14 protein-coding genes are annotated in these 15,427 nt (G+C 65.2%); 11 read left to right on the top strand and 3 right to left on the bottom strand.

The window, feature by feature from the left end; all coding sequences use genetic code 11:
- Positions 1-10: 10 nt before the first annotated feature.
- Together QAZ22_RS09915 and QAZ22_RS09910 are read right to left on the bottom strand one after the other, a co-directional pair.
- The gene (locus QAZ22_RS09915; protein WP_278206564.1) at positions 11-1,174 is read right to left on the bottom strand and encodes a spermidine/putrescine ABC transporter substrate-binding protein; all 1,164 of its coding nucleotides are present in this window, start codon (positions 1,172-1,174) and stop codon (positions 11-13) included.
- Positions 1,155-2,288, bottom strand: coding sequence for an ABC transporter ATP-binding protein (locus tag QAZ22_RS09910; RefSeq protein ID WP_278206563.1), 1,134 nt, complete (start codon positions 2,286-2,288; stop codon positions 1,155-1,157). Before QAZ22_RS09910 ends, QAZ22_RS09915 begins: the two co-directional genes overlap by 20 nt.
- A gap of 118 nt (positions 2,289-2,406) precedes the next feature.
- On the opposite strand from QAZ22_RS09910, the gene QAZ22_RS09905 reads away from it, so the two are divergent.
- Entirely contained in the window at positions 2,407-3,219 is an 813-nt protein-coding gene (locus tag QAZ22_RS09905; protein WP_278206562.1) for a LuxR C-terminal-related transcriptional regulator, read from the top strand.
- Here the strand turns inward: QAZ22_RS09905 and QAZ22_RS09900 are convergent.
- Positions 3,197-3,850 carry a GntR family transcriptional regulator gene (locus tag QAZ22_RS09900; RefSeq protein WP_278207811.1) on the bottom strand — a complete coding sequence of 218 codons (654 nt, stop codon included), beginning with the start codon at positions 3,848-3,850 and terminating at the stop codon, positions 3,197-3,199. The genes QAZ22_RS09905 and QAZ22_RS09900 overlap by 23 nt on opposite strands.
- Positions 3,851-4,187: 337 nt before the next feature.
- Between QAZ22_RS09900 and QAZ22_RS09895 the strand changes: the two genes are divergently transcribed.
- The 10 genes from QAZ22_RS09895 to QAZ22_RS09850 all read left to right on the top strand — a co-directional run bounded on the left by QAZ22_RS09895 (position 4,188) and on the right by QAZ22_RS09850 (position 15,292).
- Entirely contained in the window at positions 4,188-5,315 is a 1,128-nt protein-coding gene (locus QAZ22_RS09895) for a BMP family ABC transporter substrate-binding protein (RefSeq protein ID WP_278206561.1), read from the top strand.
- Between the two features lie 22 nt (positions 5,316-5,337).
- Positions 5,338-6,480, top strand: a complete 1,143-nt coding sequence (locus QAZ22_RS09890) for an ABC transporter permease (protein ID WP_278206559.1) — start codon at positions 5,338-5,340, stop codon at positions 6,478-6,480.
- Positions 6,480-7,406, top strand: a complete 927-nt coding sequence (locus tag QAZ22_RS09885; protein WP_278206558.1) for an ABC transporter permease — start codon at positions 6,480-6,482, stop codon at positions 7,404-7,406. Before QAZ22_RS09890 ends, QAZ22_RS09885 begins: the two co-directional genes overlap by 1 nt.
- A 40-nt stretch (positions 7,407-7,446) precedes the next feature.
- Positions 7,447-8,148, top strand: coding sequence for an isochorismatase family cysteine hydrolase (locus QAZ22_RS09880; protein WP_278206557.1), 702 nt, complete (start codon positions 7,447-7,449; stop codon positions 8,146-8,148).
- A gap of 10 nt (positions 8,149-8,158) precedes the next feature.
- Positions 8,159-9,691, top strand: coding sequence for an ABC transporter ATP-binding protein (locus tag QAZ22_RS09875; protein WP_278206555.1), 1,533 nt, complete (start codon positions 8,159-8,161; stop codon positions 9,689-9,691).
- Positions 9,691-10,359, top strand: a complete 669-nt coding sequence (locus tag QAZ22_RS09870; protein ID WP_278206553.1) for an isochorismatase family cysteine hydrolase — start codon at positions 9,691-9,693, stop codon at positions 10,357-10,359. Before QAZ22_RS09875 ends, QAZ22_RS09870 begins: the two co-directional genes overlap by 1 nt.
- Positions 10,352-10,702: a cupin domain-containing protein gene (locus QAZ22_RS09865; protein ID WP_278206551.1), complete on the top strand. Its 351-nt coding sequence runs from the start codon at positions 10,352-10,354 to the stop codon at positions 10,700-10,702. Before QAZ22_RS09870 ends, QAZ22_RS09865 begins: the two co-directional genes overlap by 8 nt.
- Positions 10,699-12,495 (top strand): allophanate hydrolase, encoded by a 1,797-nt coding sequence (atzF, locus tag QAZ22_RS09860; protein ID WP_278206549.1) that lies wholly within the window; start codon positions 10,699-10,701, stop codon positions 12,493-12,495. Before QAZ22_RS09865 ends, atzF begins: the two co-directional genes overlap by 4 nt.
- 289 nt (positions 12,496-12,784) lie before the next feature.
- Positions 12,785-13,483, top strand: a complete 699-nt coding sequence (locus QAZ22_RS09855; RefSeq protein WP_278206547.1) for a GntR family transcriptional regulator — start codon at positions 12,785-12,787, stop codon at positions 13,481-13,483.
- 453 nt (positions 13,484-13,936) lie between these two features.
- A complete protein-coding gene (locus QAZ22_RS09850) occupies positions 13,937-15,292 on the top strand; it encodes a glutamine synthetase family protein (protein ID WP_347566951.1) in 1,356 nt (451 codons plus the stop codon).
- Positions 15,293-15,427 lie beyond the last annotated feature (135 nt).

The following is a 15,427-nucleotide window of genomic DNA, read 5'->3' as shown; positions in this document are numbered from 1 at the left end:
GTCCCTTGCCTCACGCGGCCTTGAAGCGCGCCATCAGCTCGGCGCGACCCGGATCGGTCAGCGTCGCGGCGGCGCCGAACTCGAGCGGCTTCAAAAGATCGGCGGCCGGATAGAGGATCGGATTGTCGAGCACCTCTTTCGGCAGCAGCGCGTTGACCCGCGCGTCGGTCGAGGGCGCGCCGTTGGCCAGATGCTCCTTCACCGCGACCTTCGGGTTCATGAGATAGTTGAGCAGCGCATAACCGGCCGGCTTGTTCGGCGCATCCTTCGGGATGGCGTAGAAGTCGGTCCAGATCTCGCCGCCCTCCTTGCCGAGCACATAGGCGATCTCAGGGATGTCGCGATGAAGCTGCGCGCCGTCATTGGTCCAGCACATCGTCATCCAGGCATCGCCCGCGCGCATTCCCGGCTGGTAGTCGCTCGACACCGCGAACAGATGCGGCTTGACCTTGAGCAGCAATTCCTCGGCCTTGGCGAGCTCGTCCTGCTTCAGCGAGTTGAAGGAATAGCCGTAATATTTCAGCGCGTTGCCGATCGTGGTGAGCTGGTAGTCGTGCACCATGGTGCGGCCGTCGGCCTCGGTCATCGCCGTATCCCAGAACTCCTTCCAGCTCGACATCGGCTTCGTGAGCTTCTTAGTGTTGACGGCGAAGCCGGTCGTGCCCCAGTTCTTCGGCACGGCGTAGATCGTGCCGTCGATCGTGCCTTCTGCGGTGAAGCGCGCATCTTCCTTGGTGCCGTCGAAATTGCCGAGCTTGGCCATGTCCAGCGGCTCGATGATGCCGAGCTTCTTGTAGGTCGAGATCGTATAGTTGGTCGGCACGAACAGGCTCCAGCCCGAGCCGCCGGCCTGCAGCTTGGCCAGCATCTCCTCGTTCGAGCCGAAGACGTTGACCTCGACGGCCACACCCGTCTCGGCCTTGAAATTCTCGAACGTCGCCGGGTCGTGGTAGTTCGGCCAGGTGGCGATCGACATGCGGTCGCCGAGGCTTTCAGTGGCGAAGGCCGGCGTCGGCATGATGCCGAGCTCGCGCGCCATCACCGCGGTCGCGACGCCAAGGCCGGTAAGGCCGAGGAAGTCGCGACGGCTGATCGAGCCGCGCTTCAGGCGCATCAATTGATCGACGAATTTTTCGGGGCTTATCGGCAGTCCGTCACGATAGGATTTCGACATGGTCTTCCCTCTGGTTGGTCCCGTTGTTCTCAGGCTGCGGAAACGCCAGCGGCGCTCCGACGGCAAAGCCGATGGCGACGGGTTCGCCCGGCTTGAAAAGATTGCCCTGGCCGATCGCGTGATCGGCCTTGGCGAGCAGTGATCCGATGCCCTGGACCTCGATCGCGTATTCGGCTGTCGAGCCCAGAAAAATCCGGTTGCGGACGACGCCCTTCAGGCTGCCGCCTCCCAGTGCCGAGAGGCTGAGCGATTCCGGCCGCAAACTGACGGACACCGCCTCGCCCCGGCTAAGCGGCGCCCGCTTGCGAGCGGAAATCACCGTGCCGTCGGCAAGCGCGACGTCGACGAGGCCGCCGGAGAGCCCGGCCACCTTGCCGCTCAAGAGATTGGTCTTGCCAACGAAGTCGGCGACGAAGAGATCGGCCGGCTCGTCATAGATCTCGCTTGGCTGGCCGATCTGGACGACGCGCCCGCCATTCATGACACAGACGAAGTCGCTCATCGACAGCGCTTCCTCCTGGTCGTGGGTGACCAGCACAAAGGTGATGCCTATCTCGCGCTGCAGGTTCTGCAGCTCGATCTGCATGTCGGTGCGCAATTTCTTGTCGAGCGCCGCCAGCGGCTCGTCGAGAAGAAGCACCGCCGGCTTGTTGACCAGCGCGCGGGCGAGCGCGACACGCTGCTGCTGGCCGCCGGAAAGCTCGTGGATCTTGCGGCGTCCGTAACCGGCGAGTTGCACCATCGCCAGCGCCTCGCCTGCCTTTGAGGATATCTCGCGCGACGACAAGCGCGGCCTCGCCTGGCGCAGGCCGTAGGAGATGTTGTCCTCGACATCGAGATGCGGAAACAGCGCATATTGCTGGAACACCATGTTGACCGGGCGCCGGTAGGGCGGCGTTCCGGCCATGTCGCGGCCGCGGATCAGCACCTGGCCCTCGCTCGGCTGCTCGAAGCCGCCGATCATGCGCAGGCACGTCGTCTTGCCGCAGCCGGACGGACCGAGCAGCGCGACGAAAGCGGAAGGCGGGATGGTAAGGTCTATGCCGCTGACCGCCGTGACGGCGCCGTAGCGCTTGGTGACCGCGCGAAACTCGATATCGGGCACTGCAGTCAAGCCACGGGCTCCAGCGACAGCGTGAGGCAATGTCGTGACGCTAGCAGAGCCAATGGCAGCTAGTATATACCTCGCAGGTGGTATATTTAGCCGATTTTATCGTTCAGAGGGGTACGAATTGGCCACCTCCCGCAGCGACGACTACAACGCTTTAGCTGCCGTCATCGCCACGACGCGCGAGACGGGCGGCGACCATTTCGGCGAGGCGATCGTCGGCTGGCTGCGCGGACATGTCCGCTTCGACCATTGCGTGATCTTCGGCTATCGGGGTTCGGCGCGGCCGCCGCTCTTGTTCGAGACCTTCTCGCCGGCCGAAAGCCACATCTTCGTCGCGCTCTATCAGGAAGGGCCTTATCTGCTCGACCCCTTCCACCACGCCGCGGTCGAGCGCAAGGAGGGGTTCTGGCGCATGCGCGAGCTGGCACCAGACCGCTTCTATGCCAGCGAATACTACCGCTCCTATTACAGCCAGACCCGGCTCGCCGAGGAGGTCGGCTTCTTCGTGCCGCTGGCCGGCAAGGATGCGCTGGTGCTGTCGCTGATGCGACTGCGCGCATCGGGGCCGTTCGGAACCGCCGACGCCAGGCTGCTGCGCGACATGGCGCCGGCGGTGGTCGGCTTCTGCAGACTGCGCTGGCCGGCTTTGCCCGCCGACGAAGTCGCGGTTCCGCCGCCGGGCGAGACCGTCGCGACGGCCAATGAATTGGATCGCGCCCATATCTGGAAGAGCCTGTCGCTGACCTCGCGCGAAAAGCAGGTCGTCGACCTTGTGCTCCAGGGCCATTCGACGGAATCGATCGCCAGGGCGCTCAGGATCGTGCCCGGGACGGTCAAGGTCCACCGCCGCAACATCTACCGCAAGCTCAAGATAAAGTCGCAGGCAGGCCTCTTCGCGCGTTTCGTCGAAATCATCGACGCGCGGATCGGCTGACCTTCGGTTCCATCGGGTCGACGGCCGCGAACACCGCGCTCGCCTCGCTGACGATCGATACATGATCGCGGGCGGCCTTGCCGGCAGCCGCCGCATCGCCGCGCATGATCGCGGTAACGATCACATCATGCTCCTGCCAGGACTTGGCCAGCCGGCCCGGCAGCATGAACTGCGCGCGCCGGAACGGCGCCAGCCGGCTGCGTGTCGCCACGGTCAAATCGTGGATATGCGTGTTGTGGGCGCCGCGATAGAGCCTGCTGTGGAACTCGGTGTTGAAATACTCGTAGTCCTCCTCGGCGCGGAGCTGCACGAGCCGCGCCGATGCCTGATGCTCCATCTCAAGCGATCGACGCTCGGCAGCGGTCATGCGCTCGGCCGAGAAGCGCGCGCAGATCGCTTCCAGCTCGGCCATGCTCTCGAACATCGAGGCCAGATGTTCCTGCGTGATCACCGCGACGATGGCGCCCCGGTTGGGCCGTCTTTCGACCAGCCCCATCGCGCTCAAGTGGCCGAGCGCCTCTCGGACGGGCGTGCGCGAGACGTCGAAACGGGCGGCGAGCGAGATCTCGTCGAGCCTTTCGCCGGGGCGCAGATAGCCGGTGACGATGCGGTCCGCGATCGCCCTCACCATCTGATCCACGGTCGTGCCCGACCTGACCAAGCGCTTTCCCGACACGCCTCCTCCCGTCCGGCTTCTCATACCCGGACCCGCGGCCTTGGGGGCCTGCGGGCTGATTTCGACTCAAGTCGCATCTCTGTATGCCTAGATTTTGGCCAACATGTCAAATTGGCCATTTCTCAGGCAAAAAGTGCATGCACTTGCCTCGCATTTATGCAGACCCGCTAAAGTCATCCATTGATTTTATTACATAAAATATCGCCATGAAACTGGCATAGCGATTGCATGCACTTTCTTGACGAGACGTTAACCGACCCGCGCCGGGTCCAAGAAAGGGGAGCATTCGAAAATGACCGAGAGATTCATGCTTAGCCGCCGCGACCTGCTCAAGACCTCCGCCGTCGGAGCGGCTCTCGGTCTGGCCTCGGCAGCCTTTCCGATCCGCGCCGCGCGCGCCGCCTCCGCGACCGTCGGCTTCATCTATGTCGGCCCGAAGGACGACTATGGCTACAACCAGGCGCATGCCGAAGGGGCTGCGACGCTGAAGGGCATCGAAGGCATTTCCATCGTCGAGGAAGAGAACGTTCCCGAGACGGTCGACGTCCAGAAGACGATGGAATCGATGATCAATCTCGACGGCGCCTCGCTGATCTTCCCGACTTCATTCGGCTATTTCGATCCGCATATGCTGGCCATGTGCGCCAAGTTCCCCGACGTGCAGTTCCGCCATTGCGGCGGCATGTGGAACAAGGACAAGCATCCGATCAACGCCGGCTCCTATTTCGGCTATATCGGCATGGGTCAGTACCTGAACGGCGTCGTCGCCGGACACACCACCAAATCGAAGAAACTCGGCTTCGTCGCCGCCAAGCCGATCCCGCAGGTGCTGCTCAACATCAACTCCTTCCTGCTCGGCGCGCGCTCGGTCGATCCGGCGATCACCTGCCAGGTGATCTTCACCGGAGAATGGTCGCTGGCGGTCAAGGAGGCCGAGGCCACCAACGCGCTGGTCGACCAGGGCGCCGACGTCATCACCTGCCATGTCGACAGTCCCAAGGTGGTGGTCGAGACGGCCGCCGGGCGCGGCGCCTTCGTCTGCGGCTACCACGCCAACCAAAGTCCGCTGGCGCCGGAAAAATATCTGACCGGCGCGGAGTGGAACTGGGCCAAGGTCTACAAGATGTTCGTCGACGATCTCGTCGCCGGCAAGCCGCTGCCCAATTTCACGCGCGGCGGCCTGGCCGACGGCTTCGTCAAGATGAGTCCGCTCGGGCCCGCCGTCGGCGAAGCCGCGCGCAAGCAGTTCGACGCCACGCTGGCCGAAATGATGAAGGGCGGCTTCTCCGTCATCAAGGGACCGCTGAAGAGCAACAAAGGCGCCGTCGTCGCCACCGAAGGCCAGGCCTTCGTCGAGACAGCCATCGAGCTCGAAAGCATGGACTATCTCGTCGAGGGCGTCGTCGGCTCGACCGCCTGAGCGGGCCAAGGGAGACGAGGCGATGACGGAAGCGGTGAGCGGTACGGACGTGCGGGCCATCCTCGATGCGAGGGGATACCGAACGGCGCTCGAATGGATCGCCAGGCGGGCAGAGGCCTTCGTCATTCCGCTCGCCGCGCTGGTCGCCGGCATGCTGCTGTTCAGCCTGTTCATCGCGATGGTCGGCAAATCGCCTGTCCAGCTCTACGAGACGATGTGGCGGGGCGGCTTCGGCTCCTGGTTCTCGATCCAGAATTCGCTGTCGCGCGGCGCGCCACTCTTGCTTGCGGCACTCTGCGTGGCGCTGCCGGCGCGCCTTGGCCTGGTCGTCATCGGCGGCGAGGGCGCGATCGTGCTCGGCGGCGTCGCCGCGGCCGCCATCGGCGTGGCGCTGAACGGCGCGCCGTCTTTTCTCGTCATCCTCCTCATGGGCGTGGGGGGCGTGGCCGCCGGCGGCATCTGGATAGGTGCCGTCGGCGCGTTGCGTCACTACCGCGCCGTCAACGAGACCATCTCCAGCCTGCTGATGGCCTATATCGCCATCGCACTGATGAACCATCTGGTGGAAGGGCCGCTGCGCGACCCCGCCTCGCTCAACAAACCCTCGACCCAGCCGCTGGCCGATATCTACCGCGTCGGCAACATCCCGGGCATGGAAGTGCACTGGGGCCTCGTCGTCGGCATCCTCGCCTGCGTGCTCTCCTGGCTGCTGATCGAGAAGACCCGCTGGGGCTTCGCCGCCCGCATCGCCGGCGGCAATGTCAGAGCGGCGCAGGTGCAGGGGCTTGCCGTCGGTCCGCTGATCGTCGGCTTCACCGCGCTGGCGGGCGGCTTCGCCGGCCTTGCCGGCATGCTCGAGGTAGCGGCCGTGCAGGGCAGCGCCAACGGCTCGCTGGCTGCCGGCTACGGCTATACCGGCATCCTCGTCGCTTTCCTTGCCCGCCACAATCCGCTTGCCATCATCCCCGTCGCCTTCCTGCTTGGCGGCATCGACGCGTCCGGCGGGCTCATCCAGCGCCGCATGGACCTGCCCGACGCGACCGTTCTGGTGCTGCAGGGCATGCTGTTCATCGTCATCCTGTTCAGCGAGACCTTCTACGGCCGCTTCAAGCTCTTCAATCCCGACCTCTGGCAGAGGCCCGATTCCTTGAAGGGGACTGTCTGATGGAAGCCATCGACATCGGCCTCTGGGGCGTGCCGCTCGCCATGCTGGGCGGCGCTATCCGCGTGTCCACCCCCTTCATCTTCGTCTCGCTCGGCGAAGCCATCACCGAAAGCTCGGGCCGCATCAATCTCGGCCTCGAGGGCACGCTGGTGTTCGGCGCCATGAGCGCCTATGCGGTGGCGGTGATGACCGGCTCGCCATGGCTCGGCCTTTTGGCGGCGGCGGTCGCCGGCCTCTGCTTCGGCCTCTTCCACGGCTGGATCTGCAAATTCCCGAAGGTCAACGATATCGCCATCGGCATCGCCCTGATGCTGTTCGGCACCGGTCTCGCCTTCTTCTTCGGCAAGCCCTTCATCCAGCCTTCGGCGCCGGACCTGCCGGCGATCCCCTTTGGCGCTTGGTCCGACATCCCTCAGGTGCAGGCGGCGCTCAACGTCAACGTGCTGTTCCTTATTGGTGCCGCGCTCGCGGCTTTCCTCTGGTGGGCGTTCCGCAACACGCGCATCGGCCTGATCGTGCGCGTGGTCGGCGACAGCGCCGATGCCGCGCGCGCCATGGGCCTCGACCCCAACACGGTGCGCCTGCTGGCCACCGGCGTCGGCGGTGCGCTGGCCGGTATCGGCGGCGCCTATCTGTCGCTCTATTATCCCGGCAGCTGGACCGAGCGCATCTCGTCGGGCCAGGGGCTGATGGCGGTGGCGTTGGTCATCTTCGCCCGCTGGAACCCGCTCGGCTGCTTTGCCGCCGCGCTGCTGTTCGGCGGCGCCGGCGCGCTCGGCCCGGCGCTGCAGTCGGTGGGCGTCACCCAGGGCTACTACCTCTTCTACGCCGCGCCCTACATCCTCACCCTCGTCATCATGATCGCCACCTCGTCGCCGAGCCGCACGCTCGCCGGCGCTCCAGGCGAACTGTCGATCACCAAATGACCGCGCACCACGTGCCGCTCGCGAGACCGGAGTTTTTGCCATGAACGCCAGAGCCGAGATCACCCAGCGCTACATCGACGCCGATCCCTATCCCTGGCCCTACAATGGCGATCTGCGGCCGGACAACACGGCGCTGATCATCATCGACATGCAGACCGATTTCTGCGGGCCTGGCGGCTATGTCGATCATATGGGCTATGACCTGTCGCTGGTCAGGGCGCCGATCGAGCCGATCAAATCTGTGCTCGCCGCCATGCGGGCGAAGGGCTACACCATCATCCACACGCGCGAGGGCCATCGCCCCGACCTCGCCGACCTGCCGGCCAACAAGCGCTGGCGCTCGCGCCGCATCAATGCCGGCATCGGCGATCCGGGGCCATGCGGACGGATCCTGGTGCGAGGTGAACCGGGCTGGGACATCATCCCCGACCTCTACCCGGCCGAGGGCGAGCCGATCATCGACAAACCGGGCAAGGGCTCGTTCTGCGCCACCGACCTCGAATTGATCCTCAGCCAGCGCGGCATCGAGAACATCGTGCTCACCGGCATCACCACCGATGTCTGCGTGCACACCACCATGCGCGAGGCCAACGATCGCGGCTTCGAATGTGTGATGCTGGAGGATTGCTGCGGGGCCACCGACTACGGCAACCATCTAGCGGCGATCAAGATGATCAAGATGCAGGGCGGCGTCTTCGGCGCCGTCTCGAATTCGGCCGCCCTCGTCGCCCAACTGCCGTGAGGAGCCGGCGATGAGCGGAACTCTCCACCGCGAGGCGATCGGCGTCGAGACCATCGGCATGACCATGCGCTTCGGCGGCTTCACCGCGCTCGACGACGTCTCAATCAAAGTGCCTGCAGGCTCCTTCCACGCCCTTCTCGGCGAGAACGGCGCCGGCAAGTCGACGTTGGTCAAATGCATGATGGGTTTCTACCACCCGACGTCGGGCGACATGATGGTCGACGGACGCGAGGTGACGATCGCCAGCCCCAGGGATGCCTCGGCGCTCGGTCTCGGCATGGTCTACCAGCATTTCACGCTCGTGCCTTCGCTGACCGGCGCCGAGAACCTGGTCATCTCGCGCGAGAAGGTGCCGGGCGTCATCGACTGGCGCAAGGAGCGCACAGCACTAGCAGCCTTCATGGAGCGCATGCCCTTCAAGCTGCCGCTCGACGTCAAGGTGGCCGAGCTCGCCGCCGGCGAGAAGCAGAAGCTGGAGATCATCAAGCAGCTTTATCTCGGCCGCAATTTCCTGGTGCTGGACGAGCCGACATCAGTCCTCACCCCGGGCGAGGCGCAGGAAGTGCTTGGCCTGGTGCGCGGCATGACGAAGGCGGGCGACCTCACCGTGCTGATGATCTCGCACAAGTTCCACGAGGTCACGGCATTCGCCGACGACATCACGGTGCTGCGCAAGGGCAGGCTCACCGGAACCGGGAAAGTCTCGGATCTCTCGCGCAGCGAAATGGCGGCGATGATGATCGGCGACCAGCCGATCGCCGCGCTCGACAGGCGCGCCGAGCCGAAGCCGGATGCCGAGATCGTGCTCGAGGTCAAGGCGCTGAAGGCGCCGGACCGAACCGGCCTCAAATCGATCAACATCGCCGAGCTCGGCGTGCGCTCCGGCGAGATCGTCGGCATTGCCGGCATCTCGGGCAACGGCCAGAAGGAGTTTCTGGAAGTGCTGGCCGGACAGCGCGCTAGCGAGGCGGGCGAAGTCATGGTTCGCGGCACGACCTATGCTGCGACACGCGCGGAGGCGCGTGCGCTCAACGTCCGCCTCATCCCGGAGGAGCCGCTGAAGAATGCCTGCGCGCCGAGGATGACGGTCGCCGAGAACATCGCCTTCCGCACCTTCGACGTCGATGGCAACGGCAGGCCGGTGAGCTGGATCAGCGCCGGCGCCATCAAATCCTTCAGCGCCCGGCTGGTCGAGCAGTTCAAGGTCAAGACCGCATCGCTCTCCTCGCCGATCGCCTCGCTGTCGGGCGGCAATGTGCAGCGCGCCGTGCTCGCCCGCGAGCTCACCGGCGAGGTCGACCTTTTGATCGTCTCCAACCCCTGCTTCGGCCTCGACTTCTCCGCCGTCGCCGAAATCCGCGCCCGCATCATGAAGGCGCGCAACGCGGGGGCCGCGGTGCTCCTGATGTCGGAAGATCTGGATGAGCTCCTGGAGCTCTCGGACCGCATCCTCGTCATGTCCGACGGCGCGCTCGTCTACGAGACGCCGATCGCGGAGGCGAGCGTGCAGACGATCGGCGAGCACATGGCGGGGCACCACTGATGGCAAAAATCGAAGCGCTGCCTTTCGCCTTTGCCTTCGAGCCGCAGTCGACGGCGCTTATTGTCATCGACATGCAGCGCGACTTCGCCGAGCCCGGCGGTTTCGGCGCCAGCCTCGGCAACGACGTCAGCCGGGTGACCGCGATCGTGCCGACGGTGAAGAGACTGATCGAAGGTTTTCGCGCCGCCGGCCTGCCGGTGATCCACACCATGGAGTGCCACAGGCCCGACCTTTCGGACCTGCCGCCAGCCAAGCGCAACCGCGGCAACCCGTCGATCCGCATCGGCGATGTCGGCCCGATGGGCCGCGTCCTGATCGCCGGCGAGCCAGGCACGGCGATCCTCGATGAGCTTGCGCCTCTACCCGGCGAGATCGTCATCGAGAAGCCTGGCAAGGGCGCCTTCTACGCGACCGGCCTCGGCGATGACCTGAAGCGGATCGGCGCCCGGCAGCTGATCTTCGCCGGCGTGACGACAGAAGTCTGTGTGCAGACGACGATGCGCGAGGCCAACGACCGCGGCTATGAGTGTCTGGTCGCCGAGGACGCGACGGAGAGCTACTTTCCCGAATTCAAGACCGCCGCGCTCGCCATGATCAAGGCGCAGGGCGCGATCGTCGGCTGGACGGCGACTACCGACCAGGTGCTCGAGGGAATTGCGAATGCCTAATCTTGCCTTTGCCGGCCTTGTGGACGGTGGCTGGCGCGATCTGGCGTTCGAGCCTTTCCGCGACGGCGTGACGGTGCACTGGCTTCTCAAGGGCGGGCCGGTCGAACCGTCCGTGGCGGTCCTTAAATATCAGCCTGGCGCCGGTGTGCCGCGCCACCGCCATGCCGGGCTGGAAACCATCGTCGTGCTGGAAGGCACCCAAAGCGACGAGAACGGCGACTATCCGGCAGGCAGCGTGATCCTCAATCCGGTCGGCACCGAGCATTCGGTGTGGACGAAAGCCGGCTGCGTCGTGCTGATCCAATGGGACCTGCCGGTGATCATTCTGGGGGAGACGAAATGAGCGACATCCGCTTCGACATCGGCAGCCTGCATGCGGCCTACCTGGCTGGCACCGGCATAGCCGAGGTGATCGATACGGTGCTGGCCCGCGTCGAGGCGGCGGGCGATCCCGGCATCTTCATCCACCGTGCGACGAAAGCCGTGATGCTGGCCGAAGCCGAAGCGCTCGGCTCGTTCGACCCAGTGACCAAGCCGCTCTGGGGCATCCCCTTCGCCGTCAAGGACAACATCGATGTCGCCGGCATGCCTAGCACGGCCGCCTGCGCTGAATATGCTTATACGCCGGACAAGGATGCGACGGCCGTGGCGAAGCTCAAGGCGGCGGGCGCCCTGGTCGTCGGCAAGACCAATCTCGACCAGTTCGCCACTGGCCTCGTCGGCGTGCGCACGCCCTGGCCGATCCCGAGGAATGCGATCGATCCTAAGCTCGTGCCCGGCGGCTCCTCCTCCGGCTCCGCGGTGGCGACGGCGCGCGGCATCGTCTCCTTCGCGCTCGGCACCGACACCGCCGGCTCGGGCCGCATTCCGGCCGGCCTCAACAACATCGTCGGGTTGAAGCCAACCGTTGGCGCGCTGTCGACGGCGGGCGTGGTGCCGGCCTGCCGGACGCTCGATTGCGTCTCGGTTTTCGCGCTGACGGTCGACGACGCCTATGCGGTGTTCTCGGCCGCTGCGGCGCACGATGCCGCCGATCCTTATTCGCGCGACATCGCCGTCCAGCCACTCGCCCCTCGCCCGCCGGTGCTGAATGTCGGCATCCCGGCCAAGGCCGACTTGAAATTCTTCGGCGACGCATCGATGCAGGCCGGCTTCGAGGCCGCTCTCGCTGCCCTGGAGACGCACGGCGCCAGGCTCGTCGAGATCCCGTTCGGCGACTTCTATGCGACGGCCGACCTGCTCTACGAAGGCGCCTGGGTCGCGGAGCGCTATGCGGCGATCCGTGATTTCTTCGAGGCGAATGAAACAGCGCTCCATCCGGTGACGCGCAAGATCATCGGTGGCGCCAGAAACCTGTCGGCCGCCGACGCCTTCCGCGGACTCTATGCCCTGCAGGCCTCCAAGGCGCGGCTTGCCCCGGTCATCGCCTCCGTCGATCTTTTCTGCGTGCCGACCGCGCCGACCCACTACACGGTCGATGCCGTGCTTGGCGATCCGATCGCCACCAACAGCCGGCTCGGCACCTACACCAATTTCGTCAATCTCCTCGACATGTGCGGCATCGCCGTGCCGGCCGGCACGCGCGACGACGGCCTGCCGATGAGCGTTACGCTTCTGGCCGCCGCCGGCCGGGACGGCCTCGTCGCGGCGGTCGCGCGCGACCTGCATTCGGCGAGCGGCCTCGCCCTCGGCGCGACCGGGTGGCGGCAGTCGAGCGCGCGCCCAGCCAGCGCATCGGCCGAGGATGGCATGATCGAAATGGTTGTCGTCGGCGCGCATCTTTCGGGGATGCCGCTCAATTGCCAGCTCAAGGAAGCTGGCGCGCGTTTCTGCCGGGCGACGACGACGACGCCTTCCTACAAGCTCTATGAGCTTGCCGGCCAGACCACGCCAAAACCGGGACTGATCCGCGTCGCAGGCGGCGGCACCGCGATCGAGGTCGAGGTCTGGCGGCTTTCTGCCGAGGCATTCGGCCGCTTCGTCGCCGCCATCCCGCCACCGCTCGGCATCGGCACCATCGAGCTCGACGATGGAACATCGGCGAAGGGTTTTCTGGCCGAGACCGCCGGTCTGTCGGCGGCGACGGATATCTCCGCCTATGGAGGCTGGCGCAGTTTCCTCGCCAGGACCCAGTAAGCGCAACGACAGCCGGGAGCCTTCCTTCCAGCTGAACGACAGCAATCTTGTTGGGAAGTCGAGGCCCCGTCTGCCGGCAGGCGTTCCGCGGTCCGCGTCAGGCCAACGGGAATCGCTCCACCGCACGCATGATGCCGCTCCGTTGGGTCAGCCGGGGTGCAACCCTGGCCGCTCTTGCGGCGGCGCGCGTTAACCGCCTATCGTGCGGCTCGAAACCGCCAGCCAAGTATCCCGGCGGCGGATTGCTTGACGAAACGGATTTCAGGGCGGACGAAGCAGCGCATAGCCAATGGCCGACAAAACACAATTCGGACTGACTGCCCTCGACACGGTACCCCTGCATGAGAAGGTCTATCTGGAACTGGTGCGGGCGCTGATGTCGGGTCAGCTCCAGCCCGGCCAGAAGCTGACCTCGCGCAAGCTCGCCAAGGAGCTCGGCACCAGCGACATGCCGGTGCGCAGCGCCTTCATGCGGCTGCAGGCGCTGAGGGCGCTGAGCCCGATGCCGAACGGCAGCGTCGAGGTGCCGGTGATCTCGGCCGATCGCTTCCAGCAATTGACCGACGTGCGCACGATCCTGGAAGGCACGGCCACCGAGCTCGCCACCAAACGCATCAACGGCAACAACCTGCGCGCCATCCGCCGTCACTGCGCCGAGCTCACCCAGGCAGCCCGCAGCGGCGACATCGACGACTATCTGCGCACAAATCACGACTTCAAGTTCTCGATCTACCGCCACTGCGGCAACGAGCAGATGATCTTCCTGATCGAGACGGTGTGGATGCAGGTCGGGCCTTTCCTGCGCAACCTGCGCATCGGCTTCGAGGACGACCTCGCCGGCATTCTCGGCATCGACTATCATGAGGAGGTCGTGGCGGCGATCGAGGCCGGCGATGGCAAACGGGCACGCGCGGCCATCGTGCGCGACATCGGCGAAGGTGCGACGCACATTCTCAAGCAGGTCAGGTTCCCGGAACTGCGGCAGTAGAAAAAAGCCTTCGAGATTGGCCGAAGCCTCCGTGACGTCGTCATCCACGGGCGGAGCGACGCGAAGCGGAGCGCAGACCCGAGGATCCATTCCGTGACTTTGATCGTAGGGTGCTGAGAAGCAGAATTTTGCATCGTGGCAACGCCTCAACTTCACGGAATGGATCCTGTGGTCTGCACCGCGTCGCTTCGCTCCTTGCTCCGCCATAGGATGACGACGGGATAGGCGTTGCGGCCAATCCCAACTCCCGCTTGGCTTTCTCTTTGCTTGCCGCTATGTTGCGATCGCAGATCGCAGAAATAGGACTTGAAATGCCGCCCGATATCCCGGCTAATGAGTTGAAAAAATGAAGGAAATCAGCCCGGAGACATCCAGGGCGGCCTTCACGAACTCACAAGCTGTAGAATGGATATCGTAGCCTAAATGGCTACCGAAAGAACCAGGGGCTGGAAATTGGGCGATGCAATTGCGGACGTTTTGAACTGGCTTGACAGCAGGAGCGACATCCAGAGCCTGAGGGCCGCGGTGTGCGACCTCAACGGCATCATGCGCGGCAAGCGCATCCCGGTCGAGCAGGCGCGCAAGGCGCTCGAAGGCAAGCTGCGCATGCCCTTTTCGCTGATCGGGCTCGACATCTGGGGAGAGGACATCGAAGGCAACGCGCAGGTCTTCTCCACCGGCGATGCCGACGGCCTTTGCCACTGGACGGGACGCGGCATCCTGCCTGTCAACTGGACGGCGCATCCGACGGCGTTGTTGCCGCTGTGGCTGGCGAATGAGGCCGGCGCGCCCTATCTCGGCGACCCGCGCCGCGCGCTGGCCCGCATCCTCGACCGCTATGCCGCGCTTGGCCTGACGCCGGTTGCTGCAACCGAGCTCGAATTCTACCTCGTCGACCCGACATCGCAGCGGCCTGTCGGTCCTGTCTCGCCGGTCACCGGGCGGCGGCTCGATTCCGATGCGGCGCTTTCGATCGACGAGATCGACGATTTCGAGGCCTTCATTCACGATGTCTACGAGGCCTGCCGCATGCAGGGCATCCCTGTCGACACCGCGATCGCCGAGAACGGCGTCGGCCAGTTCGAGATCAACCTCAACCACGTTCCCGACGCCTTGCGCGCCGCGGACGACGCCGTGCTCTTCAAGCGCACTGTCAAGGGCATTGCGCGCAAGCATGGCTTTGCCGCCTGCTTCATGGCCAAGCCCTATGGCGAGCGTGCCGGCAACGGTTTCCACGTCCATTTCAGCGTCGTCGACAAGCAAGGCCGCAACATCTTCGACGACGGCAGCGACCAGGGCTCCGAGACCATGCGCCACGCGGTCGGCGGCCTGCTTGCCGCCATGGCCGAGAGCACGCTGGTGTTCGCGCCGCATTTCAATTCCTACCGCCGGCTTCGGCCAAGATCCTATGCGCCGACGGCCGTCGCCTGGGGTTACGAAAACCGCATGGTGGCGATACGCATTCCGGGTGGCCCATCTGCCGCGCGTCGCATCGAGCATCGCGTCTCCGGCGCCGACGCCAACCCCTATCTGGTGCTGGCGGCGATCCTGGGCGCCGCGCTGATGGGCATCGAAAAACAACTGTCACCCGGCGAGCCGACCGGCGGCGAGGGGCAAGGACTGACGCTCGCCAAGCTGCCCCCGGATTGGGCTTCGGCCATCGCCGCGTTCGAAACCGGGCCGCGCGTCGCGGAAATCTTCCCGGCTGTGCTGCGCGACGCCTTCATCGCTTGCAAGCGCCAGGAGCTCAACACCTTCGCGCTCAACGTCAGCGACTTCGAGATCGAGACCTATCTCGAAAGCGTTTAGTGCATGACATGCATCGAAACGAAGACTTGAAGCGCGTCGATCGAATCCGTTTCGACGCGACGCGCTTCAAGGAGGCGCTTCGGTCTGTCCGAAGGTCGGCGAACGCCTCGATGCGATGAAACAGGGCACGGACTT

Source organism: Mesorhizobium sp. WSM4906 (genome assembly GCF_029674625.1).
GTDB lineage: Bacteria > Pseudomonadota > Alphaproteobacteria > Rhizobiales > Rhizobiaceae > Mesorhizobium.
Note: the sequence above shows the minus strand (reverse complement) of the source record. Positions and strands in the feature narration are given on the sequence as shown.

Bases quoted from the DNA above. Each gene is read 5' to 3' on its own strand.
- QAZ22_RS09915 (WP_278206564.1), bottom strand. From the start codon at position 1,174: ATGTCGAAATCCTATCGTGACGGACTGCCGATAAGCCCCGAAAAATTC.
- QAZ22_RS09900 (WP_278207811.1), bottom strand. From the start codon at position 3,850: ATGGTGAGGGCGATCGCGGACCGCATCGTCACCGGCTATCTGCGCCCC.
- QAZ22_RS09895 (WP_278206561.1), top strand. From the start codon at position 4,188: ATGACCGAGAGATTCATGCTTAGCCGCCGCGACCTGCTCAAGACCTCC.
- QAZ22_RS09890 (WP_278206559.1), top strand. From the start codon at position 5,338: ATGACGGAAGCGGTGAGCGGTACGGACGTGCGGGCCATCCTCGATGCG.
- QAZ22_RS09885 (WP_278206558.1), top strand. From the start codon at position 6,480: ATGGAAGCCATCGACATCGGCCTCTGGGGCGTGCCGCTCGCCATGCTG.
- QAZ22_RS09880 (WP_278206557.1), top strand. From the start codon at position 7,447: ATGAACGCCAGAGCCGAGATCACCCAGCGCTACATCGACGCCGATCCC.
- QAZ22_RS09875 (WP_278206555.1), top strand. From the start codon at position 8,159: ATGAGCGGAACTCTCCACCGCGAGGCGATCGGCGTCGAGACCATCGGC.
- QAZ22_RS09870 (WP_278206553.1), top strand. From the start codon at position 9,691: ATGGCAAAAATCGAAGCGCTGCCTTTCGCCTTTGCCTTCGAGCCGCAG.
- QAZ22_RS09865 (WP_278206551.1), top strand. From the start codon at position 10,352: ATGCCTAATCTTGCCTTTGCCGGCCTTGTGGACGGTGGCTGGCGCGAT.
- atzF (WP_278206549.1), top strand. From the start codon at position 10,699: ATGAGCGACATCCGCTTCGACATCGGCAGCCTGCATGCGGCCTACCTG.
- QAZ22_RS09855 (WP_278206547.1), top strand. From the start codon at position 12,785: ATGGCCGACAAAACACAATTCGGACTGACTGCCCTCGACACGGTACCC.